This window comes from Agreia sp. Leaf283 (assembly GCF_001422485.1).
GTDB lineage: Bacteria > Actinomycetota > Actinomycetes > Actinomycetales > Microbacteriaceae > Agreia.
This window is the reverse complement of record NZ_LMNF01000003.1, coordinates 315599-334929: the sequence shown is the minus strand read 5'-3', so window position 1 is coordinate 334929 and position 19331 is coordinate 315599. Positions and strand designations below refer to the sequence as shown.

Annotated in this window: 18 protein-coding genes; 7 read left to right on the top strand and 11 right to left on the bottom strand. The window is 68.6% G+C overall.

The genetic code is table 11. The features are described 5' to 3' along the window. The first annotated feature begins 59 nt into the window (after window positions 1–59). From glgX to treZ, 3 genes are read left to right on the top strand one after another with little or no spacing between them, the layout of a single operon-like run. The gene (glgX, locus tag ASF51_RS15210; protein WP_055931668.1) at window positions 60–2261 is read left to right on the top strand and encodes a glycogen debranching protein GlgX; all 2202 of its coding nucleotides are present in this window, start codon (window positions 60–62) and stop codon (window positions 2259–2261) included. Window positions 2262–2270: 9 nt separating this feature from the next. Beyond that, window positions 2271–4619, top strand: a complete 2349-nt coding sequence (gene treY, locus ASF51_RS15205) for a malto-oligosyltrehalose synthase (RefSeq protein ID WP_055931665.1) — start codon at window positions 2271–2273, stop codon at window positions 4617–4619. Next, a complete protein-coding gene (gene treZ / locus ASF51_RS15200) occupies window positions 4616–6379 on the top strand; it encodes a malto-oligosyltrehalose trehalohydrolase (protein WP_055931663.1) in 1764 nt (587 codons plus the stop codon). Before treY ends, treZ begins: the two co-directional genes overlap by 4 nt. 321 nt (window positions 6380–6700) lie before the next feature. Here the strand turns inward: treZ and dinB are convergent, their stop codons facing one another. The 4 genes from dinB to ASF51_RS15180 all read right to left on the bottom strand — a co-directional run bounded on the left by dinB (window position 6701) and on the right by ASF51_RS15180 (window position 9628). Further along, on the bottom strand, window positions 6701–7933 hold the full coding sequence (gene dinB, locus ASF51_RS15195; RefSeq protein WP_055931660.1) for a DNA polymerase IV: 1233 nt from the start codon (window positions 7931–7933) through the stop codon (window positions 6701–6703). Next, on the bottom strand, window positions 7930–8481 hold the full coding sequence (locus tag ASF51_RS15190) for a DUF1697 domain-containing protein (RefSeq protein WP_055931659.1): 552 nt from the start codon (window positions 8479–8481) through the stop codon (window positions 7930–7932). Before ASF51_RS15190 ends, dinB begins: the two co-directional genes overlap by 4 nt. A 19-nt stretch (window positions 8482–8500) precedes the next feature. Then, a complete protein-coding gene (locus tag ASF51_RS15185; RefSeq protein ID WP_055931657.1) occupies window positions 8501–9265 on the bottom strand; it encodes a membrane protein insertase YidC in 765 nt (254 codons plus the stop codon). 66 nt (window positions 9266–9331) lie between these two features. Beyond that, window positions 9332–9628, bottom strand: coding sequence for a DUF6412 domain-containing protein (locus ASF51_RS15180; protein ID WP_055931655.1), 297 nt, complete (start codon window positions 9626–9628; stop codon window positions 9332–9334). A gap of 73 nt (window positions 9629–9701) precedes the next feature. On the opposite strand from ASF51_RS15180, the gene ASF51_RS15175 reads away from it, so the two are divergent. Further along, window positions 9702–10706 carry an aldo/keto reductase family protein gene (locus ASF51_RS15175; protein WP_055932266.1) on the top strand — a complete coding sequence of 335 codons (1005 nt, stop codon included), beginning with the start codon at window positions 9702–9704 and terminating at the stop codon, window positions 10704–10706. Between the two features lie 24 nt (window positions 10707–10730). On the opposite strand, the gene ASF51_RS15170 is transcribed toward ASF51_RS15175, so the two are convergent. From ASF51_RS15170 to ASF51_RS15145, 6 genes are all read right to left on the bottom strand, one after another. Further along, window positions 10731–11660 carry an oxygenase MpaB family protein gene (locus ASF51_RS15170; RefSeq protein WP_055931653.1) on the bottom strand — a complete coding sequence of 310 codons (930 nt, stop codon included), beginning with the start codon at window positions 11658–11660 and terminating at the stop codon, window positions 10731–10733. Between the two features lie 62 nt (window positions 11661–11722). Beyond that, window positions 11723–12124 (bottom strand): VOC family protein, encoded by a 402-nt coding sequence (locus tag ASF51_RS15165; RefSeq protein WP_055932264.1) that lies wholly within the window; start codon window positions 12122–12124, stop codon window positions 11723–11725. A gap of 10 nt (window positions 12125–12134) precedes the next feature. Then, window positions 12135–12590: a helix-turn-helix transcriptional regulator gene (locus tag ASF51_RS15160; protein ID WP_055931651.1), complete on the bottom strand. Its 456-nt coding sequence runs from the start codon at window positions 12588–12590 to the stop codon at window positions 12135–12137. A 45-nt stretch (window positions 12591–12635) separates the two neighbouring features. Then, the gene (locus tag ASF51_RS15155; RefSeq protein ID WP_235497275.1) at window positions 12636–13682 is read right to left on the bottom strand and encodes an NAD(P)/FAD-dependent oxidoreductase; all 1047 of its coding nucleotides are present in this window, start codon (window positions 13680–13682) and stop codon (window positions 12636–12638) included. Beyond that, the gene (locus tag ASF51_RS15150) at window positions 13679–14227 is read right to left on the bottom strand and encodes an isoprenylcysteine carboxyl methyltransferase family protein (RefSeq protein WP_082480137.1); all 549 of its coding nucleotides are present in this window, start codon (window positions 14225–14227) and stop codon (window positions 13679–13681) included. Before ASF51_RS15150 ends, ASF51_RS15155 begins: the two co-directional genes overlap by 4 nt. Next, a complete protein-coding gene (locus ASF51_RS15145; protein WP_055931649.1) occupies window positions 14224–15303 on the bottom strand; it encodes a type III polyketide synthase in 1080 nt (359 codons plus the stop codon). Before ASF51_RS15145 ends, ASF51_RS15150 begins: the two co-directional genes overlap by 4 nt. Window positions 15304–15401: 98 nt before the next feature. Here ASF51_RS15145 and ASF51_RS15140 point away from each other — a divergent pair, with 98 nt between their 5' ends. Further along, a complete protein-coding gene (locus ASF51_RS15140; RefSeq protein WP_055931647.1) occupies window positions 15402–17093 on the top strand; it encodes a long-chain-fatty-acid--CoA ligase in 1692 nt (563 codons plus the stop codon). A gap of 10 nt (window positions 17094–17103) precedes the next feature. On the opposite strand, the gene ASF51_RS15135 is transcribed toward ASF51_RS15140, so the two are convergent. Then, window positions 17104–17634 (bottom strand): GNAT family N-acetyltransferase, encoded by a 531-nt coding sequence (locus ASF51_RS15135; RefSeq protein WP_055931645.1) that lies wholly within the window; start codon window positions 17632–17634, stop codon window positions 17104–17106. Window positions 17635–17701: 67 nt separating this feature from the next. Here ASF51_RS15135 and ASF51_RS15130 point away from each other — a divergent pair, with 67 nt between their 5' ends. After that, the gene (locus ASF51_RS15130) at window positions 17702–18304 is read left to right on the top strand and encodes a TIGR03086 family metal-binding protein (protein WP_055931643.1); all 603 of its coding nucleotides are present in this window, start codon (window positions 17702–17704) and stop codon (window positions 18302–18304) included. Window positions 18305–18391: 87 nt separating this feature from the next. Continuing rightward, complete coding sequence (locus ASF51_RS15125; RefSeq protein ID WP_055931640.1) at window positions 18392–19321, top strand: SDR family oxidoreductase; 930 nt, start codon at window positions 18392–18394, stop codon at window positions 19319–19321. Window positions 19322–19331 lie beyond the last annotated feature (10 nt).

The window sequence follows — 19331 nt, the reverse complement described above, 5'->3', positions numbered from 1 at the left end:
CTCCGAGCATCCCGCTCGACCCGACTCATCACGCCTTAATCACGTCTCAGGAGAACTCCATGGAAAGCTGGCCCGGATCGGCCTACCCGCTCGGCGCGACCTTCGACGGGAGCGGCACGAACTTCGCGATCTTCAGCGAGGCTGCCGAGCGCGTCGTGCTCTGCCTCTTCGGCGAGAAGGGCGCGGAGACCCGCATCGAACTCACCGAGGTCGACGCCTACGTGTGGCACTGCTACCTGCCCCAGGTGCAGCCGGGACAGCGCTACGGCTACCGCGTCTACGGGCCCTACGACCCGGAGAACGGCTGCCGGTTCAACCCGAACAAGCTGCTGCTCGACCCCTACGCCAAGGCCACCAGCGGAACGATCGACTGGGATCAGTCGCTCTTCTCGTACAACTTCGGCGACCCCGACTCCCGCAACGACGACGACTCGGCCAAGCACATGATGACCGGCGTCGTCATCAACCCGTTCTTCGACTGGTCCGGCGACCGCGTTCTCGACATCCCCTACAACGAGACCGTCATCTACGAGGCCCACGTGAAGGGCCTCACCCAGCTGAATCCCGACGTGCCCCGCGAGCAGCGCGGAACCTACGCGGGCGTCGCGCATCCGGCCGTCATCGAGCACCTCAAGAAGCTCGGCGTCACCGCCATCGAGCTGATGCCGGTGCACCAGTTCGTCCAGGACAGCACGCTGCTCGAGAAGGGCCTGTCGAACTACTGGGGCTACAACACGATCGGCTTCTTCGCGCCCCAGTCGAGCTACTCCTCCGCGGGTGAGCGCGGCCAGCAGGTGCAGGAGTTCAAGGGCATGGTCAAGTCGCTGCACGCGGCGGGTATCGAAGTGATCCTCGATGTGGTCTACAACCACACGGCGGAGGGCAACCACCTCGGTCCGACCATCTCGTTCCGAGGCATCGACAACGCGGCCTACTACCGGCTCATGGACGATGACAAGCGCTACTACATGGACTACACGGGTACCGGCAACACGTTGAACGTGCGCCACCCGCACTCGCTGCAGCTCATCATGGACTCGCTGCGCTACTGGGCCACCGAGATGCACGTCGACGGCTTCCGCTTCGACCTCGCCTCGGCGCTGGCCCGCGAGTTCTACGACGTCGACAAGCTCTCGACGTTCTTCGAGCTCGTGCAGCAGGACCCGGTGATCTCGCAGGTCAAGCTCATCGCCGAGCCCTGGGACGTCGGACCCGGCGGATACCAGGTCGGCAACTTCCCCGCCCAGTGGACGGAGTGGAACGGCAAGTACCGCGACACGGTGCGCGACTTCTGGCGCGGCGAGCCCGCGAGCCTCGGCGAGTTCGCCTCGCGCTTCACGGGGTCTGCAGACCTGTACGAGCACTCCGGTCGCCGACCCGTCGCATCCATCAACTTCGTCACGGCGCACGACGGCTTCACCATCCGCGACCTCGTCTCGTACAACGAGAAGCACAACGAGGCCAACGGCGAGAACAACAACGACGGCGAATCGCACAACCGCTCCTGGAACTCCGGCATCGAAGGTCCCACCAACGACCCGGTGATCCTCGAGCTGCGCGCGCGCCAGCAGCGCAACTTCCTGGCCACGCTGCTGCTGTCGCAGGGCGTGCCGATGCTGCTGCACGGCGACGAGATCGGCCGCACCCAGCAGGGCAACAACAACACCTACGCCCAGGACTCGGAGATCAGCTGGATCCACTGGGACCACGCCGATGTGCCCCTGAACGAGTTCACCGCCGCCGTCTCGCGGCTGCGCAAGGAGCACCCCACGTTCCGCCGCAGCCGCTTCTTCGACGGCCGGCCGGTCAGGCGAGGAAAGGGCGAGCCGCTGCCCGACATCGTCTGGCTCAACTCGGATGCCCGTGAGATGGAACCCGAGGAATGGGACGCTCCGCTCAGCCGATCGGTGGGCGTCTTCCTCAACGGGCAGGGCATCCGCGGACGCGACCAGCGCGGTCAGCGCATCACCGACGTGAACTTCCTTGTCTATTTCAACGCCGAACCGCAAGACGTTGACTTCGTTCTCCCTCCCGGCGAATACTCGCAGTCGTGGGACGTGGTCATCGACTCGGCCGGCCAGGCTGCAGACGGTCCGCTCCGTAGCGCGAACGAGAAGGTCAAGGTACTGGCGAAGTCGCTCGTCGTGCTCCGCGCCCACCAGGAAGCGGTGACCGAGGCAGACCATTCGGTGGCAGCCTCCCTCACCGCCATGACCGGCACCATCGACACCATCCCCCTGACCAAGCCGTCCAACGGCTAGCGAGGAACCATGCGCGAACCCCTCTCCACCTACCGACTCCAGATCTCGTCGTCGTTCACACTCGATAAGGCGACCGAGCTCATCGACTACCTCGCAGACCTCGGAGCGGACTGGGTCTACCTGTCGCCGATCCTCGAGGCGGAGCCGGGAAGCAACCACGGCTACGACGTGATCGACCACTCGAGGGTCGATCCGGAGCGGGGTGGACCCGAGGGGCTCGAGCGGCTCGCCGAGGCCGCGCACTCCCGCGGCATCGGCGTGCTCGTCGACATCGTGCCGAATCACGTGGGGGTGGCGACCCCGCCCCTGAGCGTGTGGTGGTGGGACCTGCTGACCCACGGGCGCGACTCGCGCTACGCCGAGGCCTTCGACGTGGACTGGGAGTTCGGCCACGGCAAGGTGCGGCTGCCCATGCTCGGCGACGACTCGCTCGACGCCCTCGAGCTCGCGACCGCACCAGACGGAACGCGCGAGCTGCACTACTACGACAACCGCTTCCCCGTCGCGCCCGGCACGGCCGACGACGGTGCCGACGCGATCACGGTGCACTCGCGCCAGCACTACGAGCTCATGAACTGGCGGCGCGCCGATTCCGAGCTGAACTACCGGCGCTTCTTCGCCGTCACCACGCTCGCCGGTGTCAAGGTCGAGGTGCCGTGGGTGTTCCAGGAGTCGCATGCCGAGATCGGGCGCTGGTTCGCCGACGGACTCGCCGACGGCCTGCGGGTCGATCACCCCGACGGCCTCGCCGACCCCGAGGACTACCTCGAGCACCTCGCCGAGCTCACGGGCGGCGCCTACGTGCTGGTCGAGAAGATCCTCGAGGGGCGCGAGAAGCTGCCTGCCTCGTGGAAGACGGCCGGCACCACCGGCTACGACGCGCTGGGCGACATCGATCGTGTGCTGGTGGATGCCTCGGGCGAGCCGTTCCTGAACGTCGCGCTGGGCCTGGGTGACGGCGAGAGTGCGCACGACAGCTGGACGTCGCTGATCCACGACACGAAGCGCCAGGTCGCCGACGGCATCCTGCGCTCGGAGGTGCTGCGCATCCAGCGCGACCTCGATCGTGAGGACGCGCTCGAAGGCTCCACGTGGCGGGGCTCCCCCGCCATCGCCGATGCCATCGCCGAGCTGTTGACCTGCTTCCCCGTCTACCGCTCGTATCTTCCCTCGGGCGTCGAGAAGCTCGAGGAGGCCCACCGCGACGCGCTCACGGCCCGGCCCGATCTCGCGGCAGAGCTCGAGGCCGTGACAGCTGCCCTGTCCCACCCGAGCAACGCGGCGGCGATCCGCTTCCAGCAGACCTCGGGCATGGTCATGGCCAAGGGCGTGGAGGACACGGCGTTCTACCGCTGGAACAGGCTCGTCTCACTCAACGAGGTCGGTGGAGAGCCCGCCGAGTTCGCCATCGAGCCCACGGAGTTCCACGCGCGCCAGTGGCAGCGCATGGCGTCGCTCCCCCGCACCATGACCACCCTCTCCACTCACGACACCAAGCGCGGCGAAGACGTGCGCGCACGCATCGACGTGCTGAGCGAGCTGCCGCACACCTGGCTCGAGACGCTCGCGAAGCTGCGCGAGTCGGCGCCCATCGGCGATGAGACCTTCGACTCGCTCCTGTGGCAGACGGCCATCGGGGCCTGGCCGATCGAGCGCGAGCGGCTTCACGCCTACGCCGAGAAGGCGTCCCGCGAAGCCGGTGCGTCCACTACGTGGAACAACCCCGACGAGGCGTTCGAAGAGGCGTTGCACGCGGCGGTCGACGCGGCCTACGACGACCCGCGCACTCACGAGCTCGTCGAGTCGCTGGCCGCGCGCATCCGGCCCGCGGGCTGGTCGAACTCGCTCGCGGCGAAGCTGCTGCAGCTCACCATGGTGGGCGTGCCCGACGTCTATCAGGGCACCGAGCTGTGGGACAACTCCCTTGTCGACCCCGACAACCGCCGACCCGTCGACTTCGACGAGAGGCGCCGTCTGCTCGAGATTCTCGACACGGGAGCGCTGCCGAGCGTCGACGAGACCGGCGCAGCCAAGCTGCTCGTCACCTCGCGGGCGCTTCGCCTGCGGCACGAGCATCCGGAACTCTTCTCGGGCTATGCACCCGTCGAGGCGCACGGCGACGCGGCCAGCCACGTCATCGCTTTCGACAGGGGCGGCGCGATCACGGTCGCGACGCGCCTTCCGTGGTCGCTCGCCCAGGCCGACGGCTGGGGCTCGACCCAGATCACCATCGAGCGCGACAGCGTCGATGTGCTCACCGGGCGGCAGATCGATGCCGGCCCGGTGTCGCTGTCAGACCTGCTCGCCGACCTTCCCGTGGCACTCCTTGCCGCCGTCCGAGAGGATCTCTCCGAATGACCGCCAGACACCCCTTCGACGTCTGGGCGCCGAAAGCCGCCCGAATGCGCCTGGTCGCCGACGGCCAGACGATCGAGATGACCCGCACCGGCGGCGACTGGTGGACGGCCGGCGCCTCGTCGCCGCAGGGCGAGGTCGACTACGGCTACCTCGTCGACGATGCGAACGGCGAGACCGTGGGCCCGTTCCCCGACCCCCGCTCCCGCCGGCAGCCCGACGGCGTGCACGGACTGTCCCGCACCGTCGATCCGTCGACCCACGTCTGGAACGACGACGACTGGGCGGGGCGGCAGCTCGCGGGCGGCGCGATCTACGAGCTGCACATCGGCACCTTCACGCCCGAGGGCACGCTCGACTCGGCCATCGACCGCCTCGATCACCTCGTCGACCTCGGCATCGACTTCGTCGAGGTCATGCCGGTGAACGCCTTCAACGGCACCCACAACTGGGGCTACGACGGCGTGCTCTGGTTCGCGATCCAGGAGACCTACGGCGGTCCGGATGCCTACCGCCGGTTCGTCGACGCCTGTCACCTGCGCGGCCTCGCCGTGATCCAGGACGTGGTCTACAACCACCTGGGCCCGAGCGGCAACTACCTCGGCGTCTACGGGCCCTACGAGCACGAGGCCGCGGGAACGACCTGGGGCAAAGCGATCAACCTCGACGGCCACGGCTCCACCGAGGTGCGGCGGTTCATTCTCGACAACGCCCGCATGTGGTTCGAGGAGTACCACGTCGACGGGCTGCGCCTCGATGCCGTGCACGCCCTGCACGACGAGAGCTCGCGGCACCTGCTCAGTGAACTCGCTGCGGAGACGGATGCCTGGTCGGCGTTCGTCGGTCGACCGCTCAGCCTCATCGCGGAATCCGACCTCAACGACCCGGTCATGTTCACCCCTCGCGACCATAACGGCTACGGCCTCACCGGCCAGTGGAGCGACGACTTCCATCACTCCGTGCATGTGGCCCTCACCCGCGAGGTCTCGGGGTACTACGCCGACTTCGAGCCTCTGAGCGCGCTCGCGAAGGCCCTGACCTCCGGCTTCTTCCACAACGGCACCTGGTCGAGCTTCCGGGGTCGCCACCACGGAAAGCACATCGACACGGCCAACGTGCTCACCTGGCGTCTCGTCGTGGCCAACCAGAACCACGACCAGATCGGCAACCGGGCGATCGGAGATCGTCTCACGGCATCCCTCGACGAGGGGCAGCTCGCGATCGCGGCGGCGCTGACCCTGCTCGGCCCGTACACGCCGATGCTCTTCATGGGCGAGGAGTGGGGAGCATCCACGCCCTTCCAGTTCTTCACCTCGCATCCCGAGCCCGAGCTGGGCAAGGCCACGGCGGAGGGCCGTATCGCGGAGTTCGAGCGCATGGGCTGGGACGAGTCGCAGGTTCCGAACCCGCAGGACCTGTCGACCTTCACCGACTCGAAGCTCGACTGGAGCGAGCCCGCCTCGGAGGGATCGGCGCACGCGCGCCTGCTGGAGTTCTACAGCGCACTCACGACGCTCCGCCGCACCGTTCCCGCCTTCACCGACCCGCGCTGGCCAACGCTGTCGGTCGACTTCTCCGAAGACGAGCGGTGGCTGCAGCTGACCCGAGGCGACGTGACGGTGCTGGTGAACTTCTCGGCCGATCCGATGGATGCCCCTCACGGCCTGCTCTCGTCGAGCGACGTCCTCCTCGAGTCGAGCCCGCGGGGCGAGAACCCTCGCGTCGCCGGCCACTCGGTGACGGTCTACCGCCCCAGCGTCTGACGACTCGCGCTGATCGAGTAGCCGCGCGCGTTCCCGGAGCTTGTCGAAGGGCGGACCCCATCCGAACGGCGCTGTCCGGTGGCGTCGTCGCGCCCATCCGAGTTCTTGCGATGGGCACCATGGCGCCACGCGACGTCGGCTCGTCGCTTGTGTGGCGTCGTTGCGCCCGTCCGGCGGGTCGGGATGGGCGCGACGACGCCACGCACTGATCGAGTAGCCGCGCGAGGAACGAGCCGGCGTATCGAGGTCACCAACGGTGGTCTCGATACGGCCGCGGCGTTCCCTGAGCTTGTCGAAGGGCAGCCGAGACGCGCAGGTCCGCTATTCCGGCGAGGACCCTGGGCTCTTCTTGCGCATGAGCGACGCGGGGCCGACGGCGCCCGATCCGAAGCGAGCCGCCAGCTTGTCGATGGTGCGCTCGGCGTCGCGCCATCCGTCGGTCTGGGTTTCGGCCTCGTCGGCCCACAGCGACGGCTGGTGCACGACCGAGCCGGCCTCGGCGAGCTGCTCGACACGCACACCGATGAGCCGCACGCGCTGATCATCGCGCAGGTCGAGCGCATCGAAGATGGCCTTGGCCTCGTCGTAGATCTGCTTGCCGAGGTCGCTCGGCTCTGCGAGGGTGCGCGAACGCGTGATGGTGGTGAAGTCGCTGAAGCGCAGTTTGAGTGCCACCGTGCGACCCTCGAGGCCTGCCCTGCGCAGCCTGACGGCCACCTGGTTGGCCTGCTTGAGCAGTTCGCGGTGGAGAACCCGATGATCGCCCACGTCGAACTCGAAGGTGTTCTCGTGACCGATGCTCTTCTCCTGGCGCTCGAGCACGATACCGCGCGGGTCGATGCCCCGTGCCAGGGCATGCAGTTTCTGGCCCGAGGCCTCGCCGACCGCGCGAGTGAGCGCGGCGAGCGGCATCTCGGCGAGCTCACGCACCGTCTTGATGCCGATGCGAGCGAGCGCGGCCTCAGTGCTCGCCCCCACACCCCAGAGCGCCTTGATGGGAAGCGGATGCAGGAAGTTGAGGATCTCGGACTCGGGAACGACGAGCATGCCGTCGGGCTTGGCGCGCTGCGACGCCATTTTGGCCACGAACTTCGTCGACGACGCTCCGACCGAGCAGGTGAGCCCCGTCTCGTCGAACACCCGCGCGCGCACGAGCGAGCCGATGGTGCTGGGACTGCCGAGCAGCCGCCTGGCGCCGGAGACGTCGAGGAAGGCCTCGTCGATGCTGAGCGGCTCGACGAGGGGCGTGACGTCTCGGAAGATGCGCATCACCTCGGCCGAGTAGTGCTTGTACAGGTGCATGTGCGGGGCGAGGATGTGCGCCTTCGGCGCGAGTCGCATGGCCACGGAGACCGGCATCGCGGAGTGGACGCCGAGACGCCGAGCCTCGTAAGTGGCGCTGGTGACGACGCCACGACCGCCCGCGTGGCCGATGATGACCGGCTGGCCTCGCAGTTCGGGGTGGTCGAGCAGCTCGACCGAGGCGAAGAACGCGTCCATATCGATGTGCAGCATGGTGGCGGTCGAGTCGTCTGCTCCGCCCTGCACGATCATCCTTCGAGTCTAGGCAGCACCAGTGACACCAGCTTGTTCGCGGTGTTCGCGTTGCGCGTCGTCGCGGCCGGGCCGAACTGCTTCCAGAACGCCGGCGGGATCGCCGACTTCGACACTCCGTTCGGGCACCACGCGTAGACCGCCCTGCTGCCGAGGCGGATGATCTCGGACAGCAGGCCGTCGGCGTCGGGAAAGACGAGGGTCGACTCGCGCGGCGCCGCATCCGGCAGGAACGAGATCATCAGGCGCGAGGGGTCGTCGGAGACATCGACGAGCGGATTCTCCCGCACGACACCCACGAACTCGCTCCCCTCGAGAACGACGAAGCGTGCCGACACCCCGGTGGCCTCTGCGAAGCGCGTCTCGAGGTCGACGACGCCGGCCGCCGAGAGCGACGTCGCCGAGTCGAAGACCGCGTTACCGCTTCTCAGCAGCGTCTTCACGTTCGTGAACCCCGCCTGCTCGAGCACGCTCTGGAATTCGGGCATCGGAACCAGGGTGCTCGTGCCCACGTTGATGCCGCGCACGAGCGCCACGTACGTCGTCATGGCGACCTCCTTGTTGCTCTCATCCTGCCATCCGACGCCGCAGGATCAGCCGCTCCACGAAACTCCAGAGCGTGGTCAGCGCGAGGTAGATCGTGGCCGCCAGCGGCACGAAGGCCGCGAAGAGCACGGTGATGTAGGGCAGGTAACTCAGGATGCGCGTGAGCGACTCGGCGCCCGGCACGGTCGCGGCGGCGGGCGCCGCCGGGGTGCCCGGCAGTGACACCGGGGGCAGCGGGGCGAGAAAGCGCCGCGAGAGGGTGGCCACGATCGCGATCGTCGCCAGCAGTACGCCGAAGACGATCGCCTGCTGCAGGCCGATGCCCGAACCGAAGACGGACAGCAGGCTCGTGCCGAGCGGCACGCCGAAGACGGTCTGCTCGAGCAGGCCGTTGGAGTGCCCGTTCACGTGCAGCTGGGTGAAGAGCCCGTACACGAGCGACACGATGGGCAGCTGGATCAGCAGCGGCAGGAAGCCGGCGAACGGCGACGTCTTCTCGGCCGCGTACAGGGCCATCAGCTCGCGTTGCATGCGTTCGGGATTCTTCGCGTGCTTCTGGCGGAGCTGGGAGACGAGCGGTGCGAGCCGTCGCCGATCGACCTCGGCCCGCGCCTGGGAGACTCCCACGGGGATGAGCGCACTGCGGACGAGCAGGGTGATGACGACAATGGCGGCGCCGGCGGCGGCCACGGGAAAGAGGGGTTCGAGCAGTGATGCGAGGTGCTGGACGACCGCGTAGGCGGCGTCGAGGACGGCCGCGACGGGGCCGAGGGTGTACGGATTCATGGCAGAGAGATCCCAACGTCATGGGCGGAAGATGGATGACGTGTGGTTGCCTGCCGAGCCGAAGGGCTAGGCGGCGACCGGGATGGAGCGCGCCGGGGCCCTGGTGCGCGGCCTGCCCGCCGCGTTGGGATCGCTCTGCACGACCAGCACGCGCAGGGCGGCGAGGTCGAAACCCGTCTGCTCGATGAGCGAGACGCCGGAGCGGCCGATCAGGCTCACCAGGTACTGCGTGCACAACGCGACGGCGAGAGAGCCGAGGGCCACGACGCCGACGACGGCCGCCGTGTCGAGCGTGCCCGTGCCGAACGACAGCGCGACGGCCAGACCGAGCAGATGATTCATCATCTCGAGCGTGGCGGTCATGAGGTCCTGTCGTATCGGAGGCCTCCCACGCTACCCCCAGCCGCCGTTCAGTGCGAGGAGTAGCGTGATGGACATGGAATTCAGGTACCTCGGCAAGTCCGGGCTCAAAGTCTCGGAAATCACGTACGGAAACTGGCTGACCCACGGATCGCAGGTCGAGAACGACATCGCTGCGCAGTGCGTCGAAGCCGCGTTGACCGCCGGCATCACCACGTTCGACACGGCCGACGCCTACGCGAACACGGCGGCGGAGAAGGTGCTCGGCAAGGCGCTCAAGCACCAGCGCCGCGAATCGCTCGAGATCTTCACGAAGGTCTACTGGCCGACCGGGCCCAAGGGTCCCAACGACGTGGGCCTCTCGCGCAAGCACATCATGGAGTCGATCGACGGCTCGCTCCGCCGGTTGAAGACCGATTACGTCGACCTCTACCAGGCACACCGCTACGACGTGGAGACGCCGCTCGAGGAGACGATGCAGGCCTTCGCCGACATCGTGCGCCAGGGCAAGGCGCTCTACATCGGCGTCAGCGAGTGGAACGCGGAGCAGATCCGCGCGGGCCACGCCCTGTCGAAGGAGCTCGGCTTCCAGCTCATCTCGAACCAGCCCCAGTACTCGATGCTCTGGCGAGTGATCGAAGACCAGGTCGTGCCCGTCTCGGAGGAGCTCGGCCTGTCGCAGATCGTCTGGTCTCCCGTGGCGCAGGGCGTGCTCACGGGCAAGTACAAGCCCGGCGCGGAGCTGCCCCCGGGCAGCCGGGCCACCGATGAGAAGGGCGGGGCCGACATGGTCAAGCGCTTCCTCAACGACGACGTGCTGACCCGCGTGCAGCTGCTGCAGCCCATCGCCCACGACCTCGGGCTCACCATGGCCCAGCTCGCGATCGCGTGGGTCCTGCAGAACCCGAACGTCGCATCCGCCCTGATGGGCGCATCGCGACCCGAGCAGGTCGAGTCGAATGTGAAGGCCGCCGGCGTGACCCTCGACGAGGGCATCCTCGCGCGCATCGACGAGGCCCTCGGCTCCGTCGTGGTGCGCGACGCCAAGCACACGGTCTCGCCGGACACGCGCCCCGTCTGATCGACAGGCCCCGTGTGATCCGCGCTACCGGCGGGTGATCGCGGGGCCGTCGATGCCCAGCCGGGCGAGCCTGCGGCGCGCCGCGAGCTCGCTCGGCGGGTCCTTCTCCAACGTGCCCGCGATCACCCGCAGCGTGAGCCGGGTCACGGCTGCAACCGGCATCCGGATGGGCCCCAGCGACGGCACGCGCAGCTTGAGCATGCCGCGATACGGCTCCGGGATGGATGCGACGGCGCCCGCGAACAGCAGGGCGTAGCCGGGCATCAGCGAGCGGCCGATCGGGGGCCGGCGGATGAACGATACGGCCTCGGCGACGCGGTCGGTGAAGACGAGGTCGCCGGCGTCGAGGTAGCCCCGCAGCTGGGCGGCGAGTTCGGCCTCCGAGCGCGGCGGGTCCTGCACGCCCATCAGCTCGCCCGCGATCGCCCACTCGCGCACGTACGCGTCTGGCCCACCCGGAATCGGCTTTCCATAGAGCTTGGCCGTGGCGAGGAACGAGTCGGTGAACGCGAGGTGCACCCAGCGCAGCAGCTCCGGGTCGTTCGCCGCGTAGGGGCGGGAGACGCCCCGCGCATCGAGATAGCTGCCGACGACGCGCTCGTGCATCTTCAGTACCCAGTTCGAGGTGCCGATCGCCGTTCGCGTATCGCCGTAGCTGACGGTGAAGATCCAGCGAATGGTACCCGCCAGGCGGCCGAGGGGATCCTCCTTGTACCGGGAGTGGTCATGCACTCCGGCCATCGCCCCGGGGTGGAGCGCCTGGATCAGCAGCGCACGGATACCCGCGACGATCGTCGACATGCCCCCGTGCACGCTCCAGGTGGCAGAGCCCGGCGCGAAGAATCCTCCGTCGTCGCCCTCGTCGAGACGAACCGACCACTCGGGCGGCTCGTCGCTGGAGCCGCTCAGGACGAGGCGGATGCGATCGCGCAGGGCGGGGGGAACGAGTTTCACTCCCCCAGTCTGCGCGCGGCCGGCTGTGGGCCGCCCGGCATTGACGACGCGCCTCGCCGCGCCTACGCCTCGGAGATGCGCACCGTGTTGCCCGAGGGGTCACGGAATGCGCAGTCGCGCGGTCCCCACGGCTGCTTGATCGGCTCCTGCAGCACCTCGGCCCCGGAGGCGCGGACCTTCTCGAAGCTCGCGTCGAGATCGTCGCTGCGGAACACGAGCGTCTGCAGCACGCCCTTGACGAGCAGTTCCTCGAGCGCGTCGCCGTCGGCCTGGGACCGGCCGGCGTGCGGCTCCGAGAGCACGATCGACAGGTCGGGCTGGCCCGGGCTGCCGAGCGTCACCCAGCGGAAGCCTCCGTTGGCGACGTCATTCTGCACCTCGAAGCCGAGCGCGTCGCGATAGAAGCCGAGCGCCTCGTCGACGTCCGTGACGGTGATTCCTGCGTACTGAAGTGAGATGGTCATGGATGCCACGCTAGGCCGAGAGGGCCATCGCGGCTTCTCGAATCCTGCTCGATTCGGCGGTCGCCGAGTCGGCGGTGCGCGGACGCGTGTACCCGCTCGCCACGCACGACGGCATCAGCTGCACGGCGTCGTGCTCCCGTCTGCGGTACTGGCTGGGCGTCTCCCCGACCAGCAGGCTGAACCGGGAGCTGAAGGAGCCCAGCGAGGTGCAGCCGACCGCCATGCAGGCGTCGGTGACCGAGACTCCTGCCCGAAGCAGGGCCATGGCACGCTCGATGCGCCGGGTCATCAGGTAGCCGTACGGGGTCTCGCCGTAGGCATCCTTGAACTGGCGGGAGAAGTGCGCCGGCGACATCAGCGCGTGCCTCGCCATCGTCGGCACGTCGAGCGGCCGCGCGAATTCCCTGTCGATCAGGTCGCGCGCACGACGCAGCTGCACCAGCGCGGCCAGTCGTTCCGGGGACATGTCTCGACCGTAGCAGCGTGCCCCCTCGAGGTCACGCCTGCCGCCTCATCGGGCGAGGCGCTCCACCGCCGCACCGAAGAGCGCGGGCATCGCCCGCGCGGCCGGCACGATGAACGGCCTGAGAGGAGACTGCGCCGCGGCGAGCAGCCCCGAGGTGATCACACGGAAGTCCCGGCTGACGCGGGCCCACTCCCGGTCGTAGGTCGCCGCCGGCCGGGGGCCCGCATCCACGATCGCCTCGATGGCGGCCCGCGCGTGGGCCAGACCGACTCGGATGCCCTCGCCGGTCAGTGCGTCGACGTAGCCCGAGGCATCACCCAGCAGCAGCACCCGCCCGGCGCTGCGGGCCGCGGTGCGCTGTCTGAGCGGTCCGGCCCCGCGCAGGCTGTCGACCGGGTGAGATCCGCGGAGGCGATCGGAGAGCTCCGGCAGCTGCGCCAGGATCTCGTCGAAGTCGGTGCGCGGCCGTCCGAGAACCGCCACACCCACGAGGCCGCCGGCCAGCGGCGTGACGTAGGCCTCGGCATCCGCGACCCAGTGCACCTCGACGAGGTCTGTCCACGGCTCGATCGCGTAGTGCCGGCGCAGGCCGAAGCGGCGCCGGTCGGCGCGGCCCGGTGCCGGCCGTTCGAGGCCGACCAGCCGTCGCACCGTGGAGTGCAGGCCGTCGCAGGCGAGCAGCCACGACGCCCGCACGTCGCCGACCGTCACGCCCTCTGCATTCTGCACAAGGTCGGAGACCCGGGCATCCAGACGCATCACGCCCAACTCGTCTGCCCGCTCGGAGAGCGCATCGTGCAGTGCCGTGCGGCGCACACCGAGACCGGAGGGGCCCGCGAACCGGTGCTCGACAAGGGTGCGTGCGTTCGAGTATCGAAAGCCGGCGATCGCGGCTCCCTCCGGATGGACGCCGAGTCGCGCGAGGGCGGCGACGGCCCCGGGCATCAGGCCTTCGCCACAGGCCTTGTCGATGGGAAACGACCGCGGCTCGATCACCACGACCGACAGTCCCGCGAGCCGCGCCTCGATCGCTGCGGCGAGGCCGATGGGCCCGGCCCCCACGACGGCGACATCGACGTCGATCGCGCTCATCGGGGTGCGACGGGCTTCTCGCCGAGCGCCGCCTCGAGCGCCCGCTCCTCGACCGGAATGCGGAACCCGAACAGCAGCACCGCGTTGAGCACGGTGAACGCGAGGGCGGTCACCCAGTTGCTGTGCACCAGGGGCAGGGCGATGCCCTCCGCGATGACGACGATGTAGTTGGGGTGGCGCAGCCACCGGTACGGTCCACGCAGCACGAGCGGCAGGCCGGGGACCACGATGACCCGCGTGTTCCAGCGATGGCCGAGCGAGGCGATGCACCACCAGCGCAGCACCTGGCTGGCAAGCGCGATCACGAGCATGGGCCAGCCCAGCCACGGAATGAACGGCCTGTCGGCGAGGATCGTCTCGAGCAGGCAGGCGAGCAGCAGCCCCGTGTGCAGCGCGACCATCGGCCCGAAGTGGCGTCGGCCGAACTCGAGGCCGCCGCGGGCGAACGCCCACGCCGCATTGCGGGTCGATACGAAGAGCTCGACGATGCGTTCACCGCCGGTCAGCAGGATGAGGATCGTGTACAACAGTACGGAGAGGGTCATTCAGTCGCTCCCGACCAACGCAGAAGCACCAGCTCGGCGCACACGCCAGGGCCCAGGGCGAACAGGGCGCACAGCTCCCCGCCCGTCGGCGGCGAGTCTCGGATGCTGTCGGCCAGCACGTGCAGCACGGATGCCGACGACAGGTTGCCGACCCGGGCGAGCGAATCCCAACTCACGTCGAGCGCACCCGGCGGCAGGTCGAGGGCCTCGCTGAACGCGTCGAGCACCCGCGGGCCGCCCGGATGCGCGATCCAGCGCGGGATGTCGTCGATCGTCGCGTCGTGGTCGGCGAGGAACAGGGTCATGTCGTCACCGAAATGCTCGTCGATCACGTCGGCGACCCCGGCGGTCAGCACGATGCGGAAGCCCGTCTCCCCCGGATTGAAGCCGAGCACGTGGCGGGTGTCGGGGTACAGGGCGCTGCGCGAGCCGACGACGTCGAATCCGTCGTCCGACCTCGCGATCGCGCGCTCGGCGCCCACCATCACAACGGCTGCCGCGCCGTCGCCGAAGAGCCCGGATGCGACGAGATTCGCCATCGAGTCGTCGTCGCGCTGCACGGTGAGCGAGCACAGCTCGACGGAGATGAGCACGGCGACGCCGGTCGGATGGCCCGCCAGGTAGTCGTCGAGCCGGGCGATGCCGGCGGCACCGGCGACGCAGCCCAGGCCGAACATCGGCACCCGCTTCACGTCGGGCCGCAGCCCGAGTCGGGGCACGAGGAGCGCGTCGATCGACGGCGCCGAGACACCCGTCACCGAGGTGAACAGCACGAAGTCGACCTCGTCGGCACGCACGCCCGCCTGCGAAAGCGCTGCCGCGAGGGCCTCCTCCGCGAGGTCGGTGGCCGCCTCGATGAAGAGGCCGTTCGTCTCTGTGAAGCTCTGCTCCTCGAGGTAGCGCTCGATCGGAAGCACCAGGTGGCGTCGCTCGACCCGGCTGCCCTGGTGGAGCCGTCGCAGGACCGCCTGCTTCGAGAGATCCGCGGTGATCATCGGGGCGATCGTGTCGGTTATCTCCGTCTGGGCATACGAGAGGGCGGGCAGTGCGGCGGATACCCCGACGATTCTCGACACGTTCGCACGCTAGCACGGCCACTCACGCCTATCGATGCCCATGGAAAGCCGAAACGACTGCGCCATAATGTCTCTTTCGACAACGCGAAGGGCACCGTATGAGCATCGAGACCGACCGGCCATGGGTTTCCCAGTACGCAGACGGCGTTCCCGCGACGATTGCGCTGCCCTCCGGCTCACTGGTCGACATGTTCGACGACTCGGTGCGTGCGTACAAGTCCAACGTCGCCCTCGACTTCTTCGGCTCGACGACGACGTATGCCGAGCTGGGCATGCTGGTCGCGCGCGCCGCAGAGGGCCTGCGACGAGCCGGCGTCGGCCCCGGTGACCGGGTGGCCCTCGTGCTGCCCAACTGTCCGCAGCACGTCATCGCCTTCTACGCCGTCCTTCGACTCGGCGCTATCGTCGTCGAGCACAATCCGCTCTACACCGACCGCGAGATGCGCCACCAGTTCGAAGACCATGGCGCGAAGGTCGCGATCGTGTGGGACAAGGTGGGCGATCGCATCCATTCGATGCCCGCCGACGTGGCGTTCGACACGGTCGTCGCCGTCGATATCACCCGCGCGATGCCCCTGTCGAAGCGACTGGCGCTGCGGCTGCCCGTGCCCAAGGCCCGCGACGCCCGCAAGGCGCTCACGGCCGACTCGAAGCGCAGCATGCCCTGGGAGAAGCTGATCAACCACCGGCCCGTGCGCCGCTCCGTGCCTCGCCCGACCGTCGACGACCTCGCTGTCATCCAGTACACGAGCGGCACGACCGGAACGCCCAAGGGCGCCAAGCTCACCCACTTCAACCTGCACGCCAACGCCCTTCAGGGCCGCGCGTGGGTGCCCGGAATGGTGGCGGGCAAGGAGGTCATCTACGCCGTTCTGCCGATGTTCCACGCCTACGGGCTCACGCTCTGCCTCACCTTCGCCATGAACAGCGGCGCCCGACTCGTGCTGCTTCCCAAGTTCGACGTCGATCTCGTGCTCGACGCGGCGAAGTCGCATCCGCCCACCTTCCTGCCCGCCGTGCCGCCGATCTATGAGCGCCTCGCGCTGGGCGCCCAGAAGCGCAAGGTCGACCTCACGGGAATCCGCTTCGCGATCTCCGGAGCCATGAACCTGCCTGTCTCCACCGTCGAGCTCTGGGAGAAGGCCACGGGGGGTTACCTCGTCGAGGGCTACGGACTCACGGAGACCTCGCCCGTGGCGTTGGGAAACCCCATCGGCCCGAGCCGCCGCCCCGGCACCGTCGGCGTCCCCTTCCCGAGCACAGACATCCGGGTCGTCGACCCCGAAGACACCTCGATCGACCGCACGCCGGGCGAGGAGGGCGAGCTGCTCATCCGCGGACCGCAGGTGTTCCAGGGGTACTGGCAGAAACCCGACGAGACCGACGCCGTGCTGCTCGATGGCGGCTGGTTCCGCACCGGCGACATCTGCACGCAGGATGCCGACGGCTTCGTCACCATCGTCGACCGCATCAAGGAACTCATCATCACGGGCGGATTCAACGTGGCGCCGTCGGAGGTCGAAGACGCGCTGCGCCAGCATCCCGGTGTGGCGGACGTCGCCGTCGTCGGCATGCCGAGCGGGGGCGGTGGAGAAGACGTGGTCGCGGCCGTGGTGCTCTCGTCCAGGGCAGACTTCGACGAGAAGGAGTTCCGCGACTGGTGCCGCGGGCAGCTCACGGCCTACAAGGTGCCGAAGCGGATCGTCGTGATCGACGAGCTTCCGAAGTCGCTCATCGGCAAGGTGCTGCGCCGCGCCGTGCGGGAGCAGCTGCTGGCCGGCAAGGGCTGATCAGAACCGATCAGGAAGGTTCGGGCAGCGACGAGGCCGGGAAGACGGGCGCGGAGAGAAGAGCGACCGTCACGGAGCCGCCCTTGGTGACCTGCTCGCCCAGCTGCACGAAGCCGAGGCGGTCGTGGAACGCCAGCGAGCCGGGGTTCGGCGGATCGAGATTGACCTCGCACGTGACCTCGGTGAGACCGGCGAGCTCGGCCTCGGCGAAGACGCGCTCGTAGAGCAGCTGGCCCAGGCCGCGGCCCCGCATGCCCTCGGCGACGACGATGCGGTCGACGTAGAGGAAGTCGCCGCCCCGTTCCTCGAACCAGCGGTAGTTCTCGCTCTCGTAGTCGTTGCCGGCGGCCAGTGTGACGACGAGACCGAGCGGCTCCTCCGGAGCCTCGTCGTCGACCACGATCACGGCTGCGTGCGCCATCGACACGAGGTCGAGGAGTTCTGCCTCGTCGAGCAGGTTCACCGCGGGGATGGCCCTGTTGTTCATGGCCAGCAGCGGAGTCAGGTCGGTGGCATCGATGTCTCTGGTCGTCAAGGTCACCCCGCGAGCCTATCCAAGAGACGCTCGGTGGAATGCACGCGAGCGTGATGGACTTACACCTAGAACCATGACGAGCATCGCCGACAGGAGCCCCATCGTGACCATCGACTGGCTGACACTGCAGAACACCGCACACGCCGAGTTCGCCACGCGCCTCGAGGCGGTGAGCGACTGGAACGCCCCCACCCCCGACACCGACTGGAACACCCGCCAGCTCGTCACCCACGTGATCGAGGAGCAGCAGTGGGTTCCCCTGCTTCTCGAGGGGCGCACCCTGCGACAGGCGCAGGCGCTCAAGCGCCCACTGTCGAGCGACCTCGTCACCGAGTGGGCCCTGTATTCCAAGGCCGCCACCGACGCCTGGCGATCGGCGGCACCGGATGCCCGTGTGCAGCTGTCGTACGACACCGTGACGGTCACCGAGTACCTGCGCGAGCAGGTGTCCGACGTCACCATCCACACATGGGACCTGGCGCGTGCCACCCGCACGTCAGAGACGCTCGACGACCAGCTCATCGCCGCGGTCTGGACCGTGTTCGAACCGCAGAAGGAGACGCTGGAGGCATCCGGTCTGTTCAGCTCCCCCGTTCCCGTTCCCGAGCACGCGTCGCTGCAGTCCCGGCTGCTGGCTCTGACCGGGCGAGACGACAGGCTTCCGCTCTCCGCGTAGCCCTCGATCTATGCACACTCATGAATGAGGATTAGCCTGAACGCCTAGGCGGCGAACCCGAGATTCCGCCTGAGCGCAAGGAGATTCATGTCGGCCGCACCCCAGTTGTCCATCCCCGACCAGTACGGCAAGCGCGTCATCGTGACGGGAGCCAACAGCGGACTCGGTCTCGAGACGGCGCGGCGCCTCTCGGCTGCCGGCGCCCATGTGGTCATGGCGGCACGCACGCAGGAGAAGAACCAGGCGGCGGCCGACACCATCCGGCAGAGCGTGCCCGACGCGTCACTGCAGCTCGAGAGCCTCGACCTCGCCTCCCTCGCGAGCGTGCGGGCGTTCTCGGAGCGCATCCTCGCCGATCAGCTGCCCGTCGACGTGCTCATCAACAACGCCGGTGTGATGGCCGTGCCCACGAAGCACACGACCGAAGACGGCTTCGAGCTGCAGTTCGGCACGAACCATCTGGGGCACTTCGCCCTCACGGCGCGTCTCCTCCCGTCGCTCATGGCTGCGGATGCGCCGAGGGTCGTCACGCTGTCGAGCGTGATGCACTGGATCGGACGCATACGATTCGGCGATCTCAACGCCGACAAGAAGTACAACGCCTGGCTCGCCTACGGCCAGTCCAAGCTGGCGAACCTGCTCTTCGCGCACGAGTTGCAGCGACGCAGCGACGGCGCGGGCTGGGGTCTGCTCAGCGCAGCAGCTCATCCCGGCTCGAGCCGCACGAACCTGCAGAACGCCGGCCCGCAGCTCGGCCGCGACAAGCCGGCGAGCGCGCTCGTCGAGAGGTTCATGAACATGCCCGGCCTCTCGCAGGGGGCCGAGCAGGGTGCGGAACCCGAGATCTTCGCGGCCACGTGGGCCAGCGTCTCCGGCGGAGACTACGTCGGACCCACGGGTGCATTCGGACTCACCGGTCCTCCCGGACGGGCGAAGCAGAGCCGACGCGCCCTCGACGAGAGGGTGGCGTCGCGGCTCTGGACCGTGTCGGAGGACCTGACGGGCATCGACTTCTAGTAGCCCCTCG

What these genes read in the sequence shown, in the direction of transcription:
- ASF51_RS15130 (WP_055931643.1), top strand. Translation starts at nt 17,702, where the DNA reads ATGACGAGCATCGCCGACAGGAGCCCCATCGTGACCATCGACTGGCTG.
- ASF51_RS15160 (WP_055931651.1), bottom strand. Translation starts at nt 12,590, where the DNA reads ATGTCCCCGGAACGACTGGCCGCGCTGGTGCAGCTGCGTCGTGCGCGC.
- ASF51_RS15175 (WP_055932266.1), top strand. Translation starts at nt 9,702, where the DNA reads ATGGAATTCAGGTACCTCGGCAAGTCCGGGCTCAAAGTCTCGGAAATC.
- ASF51_RS15165 (WP_055932264.1), bottom strand. Translation starts at nt 12,124, where the DNA reads ATGACCATCTCACTTCAGTACGCAGGAATCACCGTCACGGACGTCGAC.
- ASF51_RS15150 (WP_082480137.1), bottom strand. Translation starts at nt 14,227, where the DNA reads ATGACCCTCTCCGTACTGTTGTACACGATCCTCATCCTGCTGACCGGC.
- treY (WP_055931665.1), top strand. Translation starts at nt 2,271, where the DNA reads ATGCGCGAACCCCTCTCCACCTACCGACTCCAGATCTCGTCGTCGTTC.
- ASF51_RS15125 (WP_055931640.1), top strand. Translation starts at nt 18,392, where the DNA reads ATGTCGGCCGCACCCCAGTTGTCCATCCCCGACCAGTACGGCAAGCGC.
- treZ (WP_055931663.1), top strand. Translation starts at nt 4,616, where the DNA reads ATGACCGCCAGACACCCCTTCGACGTCTGGGCGCCGAAAGCCGCCCGA.
- ASF51_RS15140 (WP_055931647.1), top strand. Translation starts at nt 15,402, where the DNA reads ATGAGCATCGAGACCGACCGGCCATGGGTTTCCCAGTACGCAGACGGC.
- ASF51_RS15185 (WP_055931657.1), bottom strand. Translation starts at nt 9,265, where the DNA reads ATGAATCCGTACACCCTCGGCCCCGTCGCGGCCGTCCTCGACGCCGCC.
- ASF51_RS15190 (WP_055931659.1), bottom strand. Translation starts at nt 8,481, where the DNA reads ATGACGACGTACGTGGCGCTCGTGCGCGGCATCAACGTGGGCACGAGC.
- dinB (WP_055931660.1), bottom strand. Translation starts at nt 7,933, where the DNA reads ATGATCGTGCAGGGCGGAGCAGACGACTCGACCGCCACCATGCTGCAC.
- glgX (WP_055931668.1), top strand. Translation starts at nt 60, where the DNA reads ATGGAAAGCTGGCCCGGATCGGCCTACCCGCTCGGCGCGACCTTCGAC.
- ASF51_RS15155 (WP_235497275.1), bottom strand. Translation starts at nt 13,682, where the DNA reads ATGAGCGCGATCGACGTCGATGTCGCCGTCGTGGGGGCCGGGCCCATC.
- ASF51_RS15180 (WP_055931655.1), bottom strand. Translation starts at nt 9,628, where the DNA reads ATGACCGCCACGCTCGAGATGATGAATCATCTGCTCGGTCTGGCCGTC.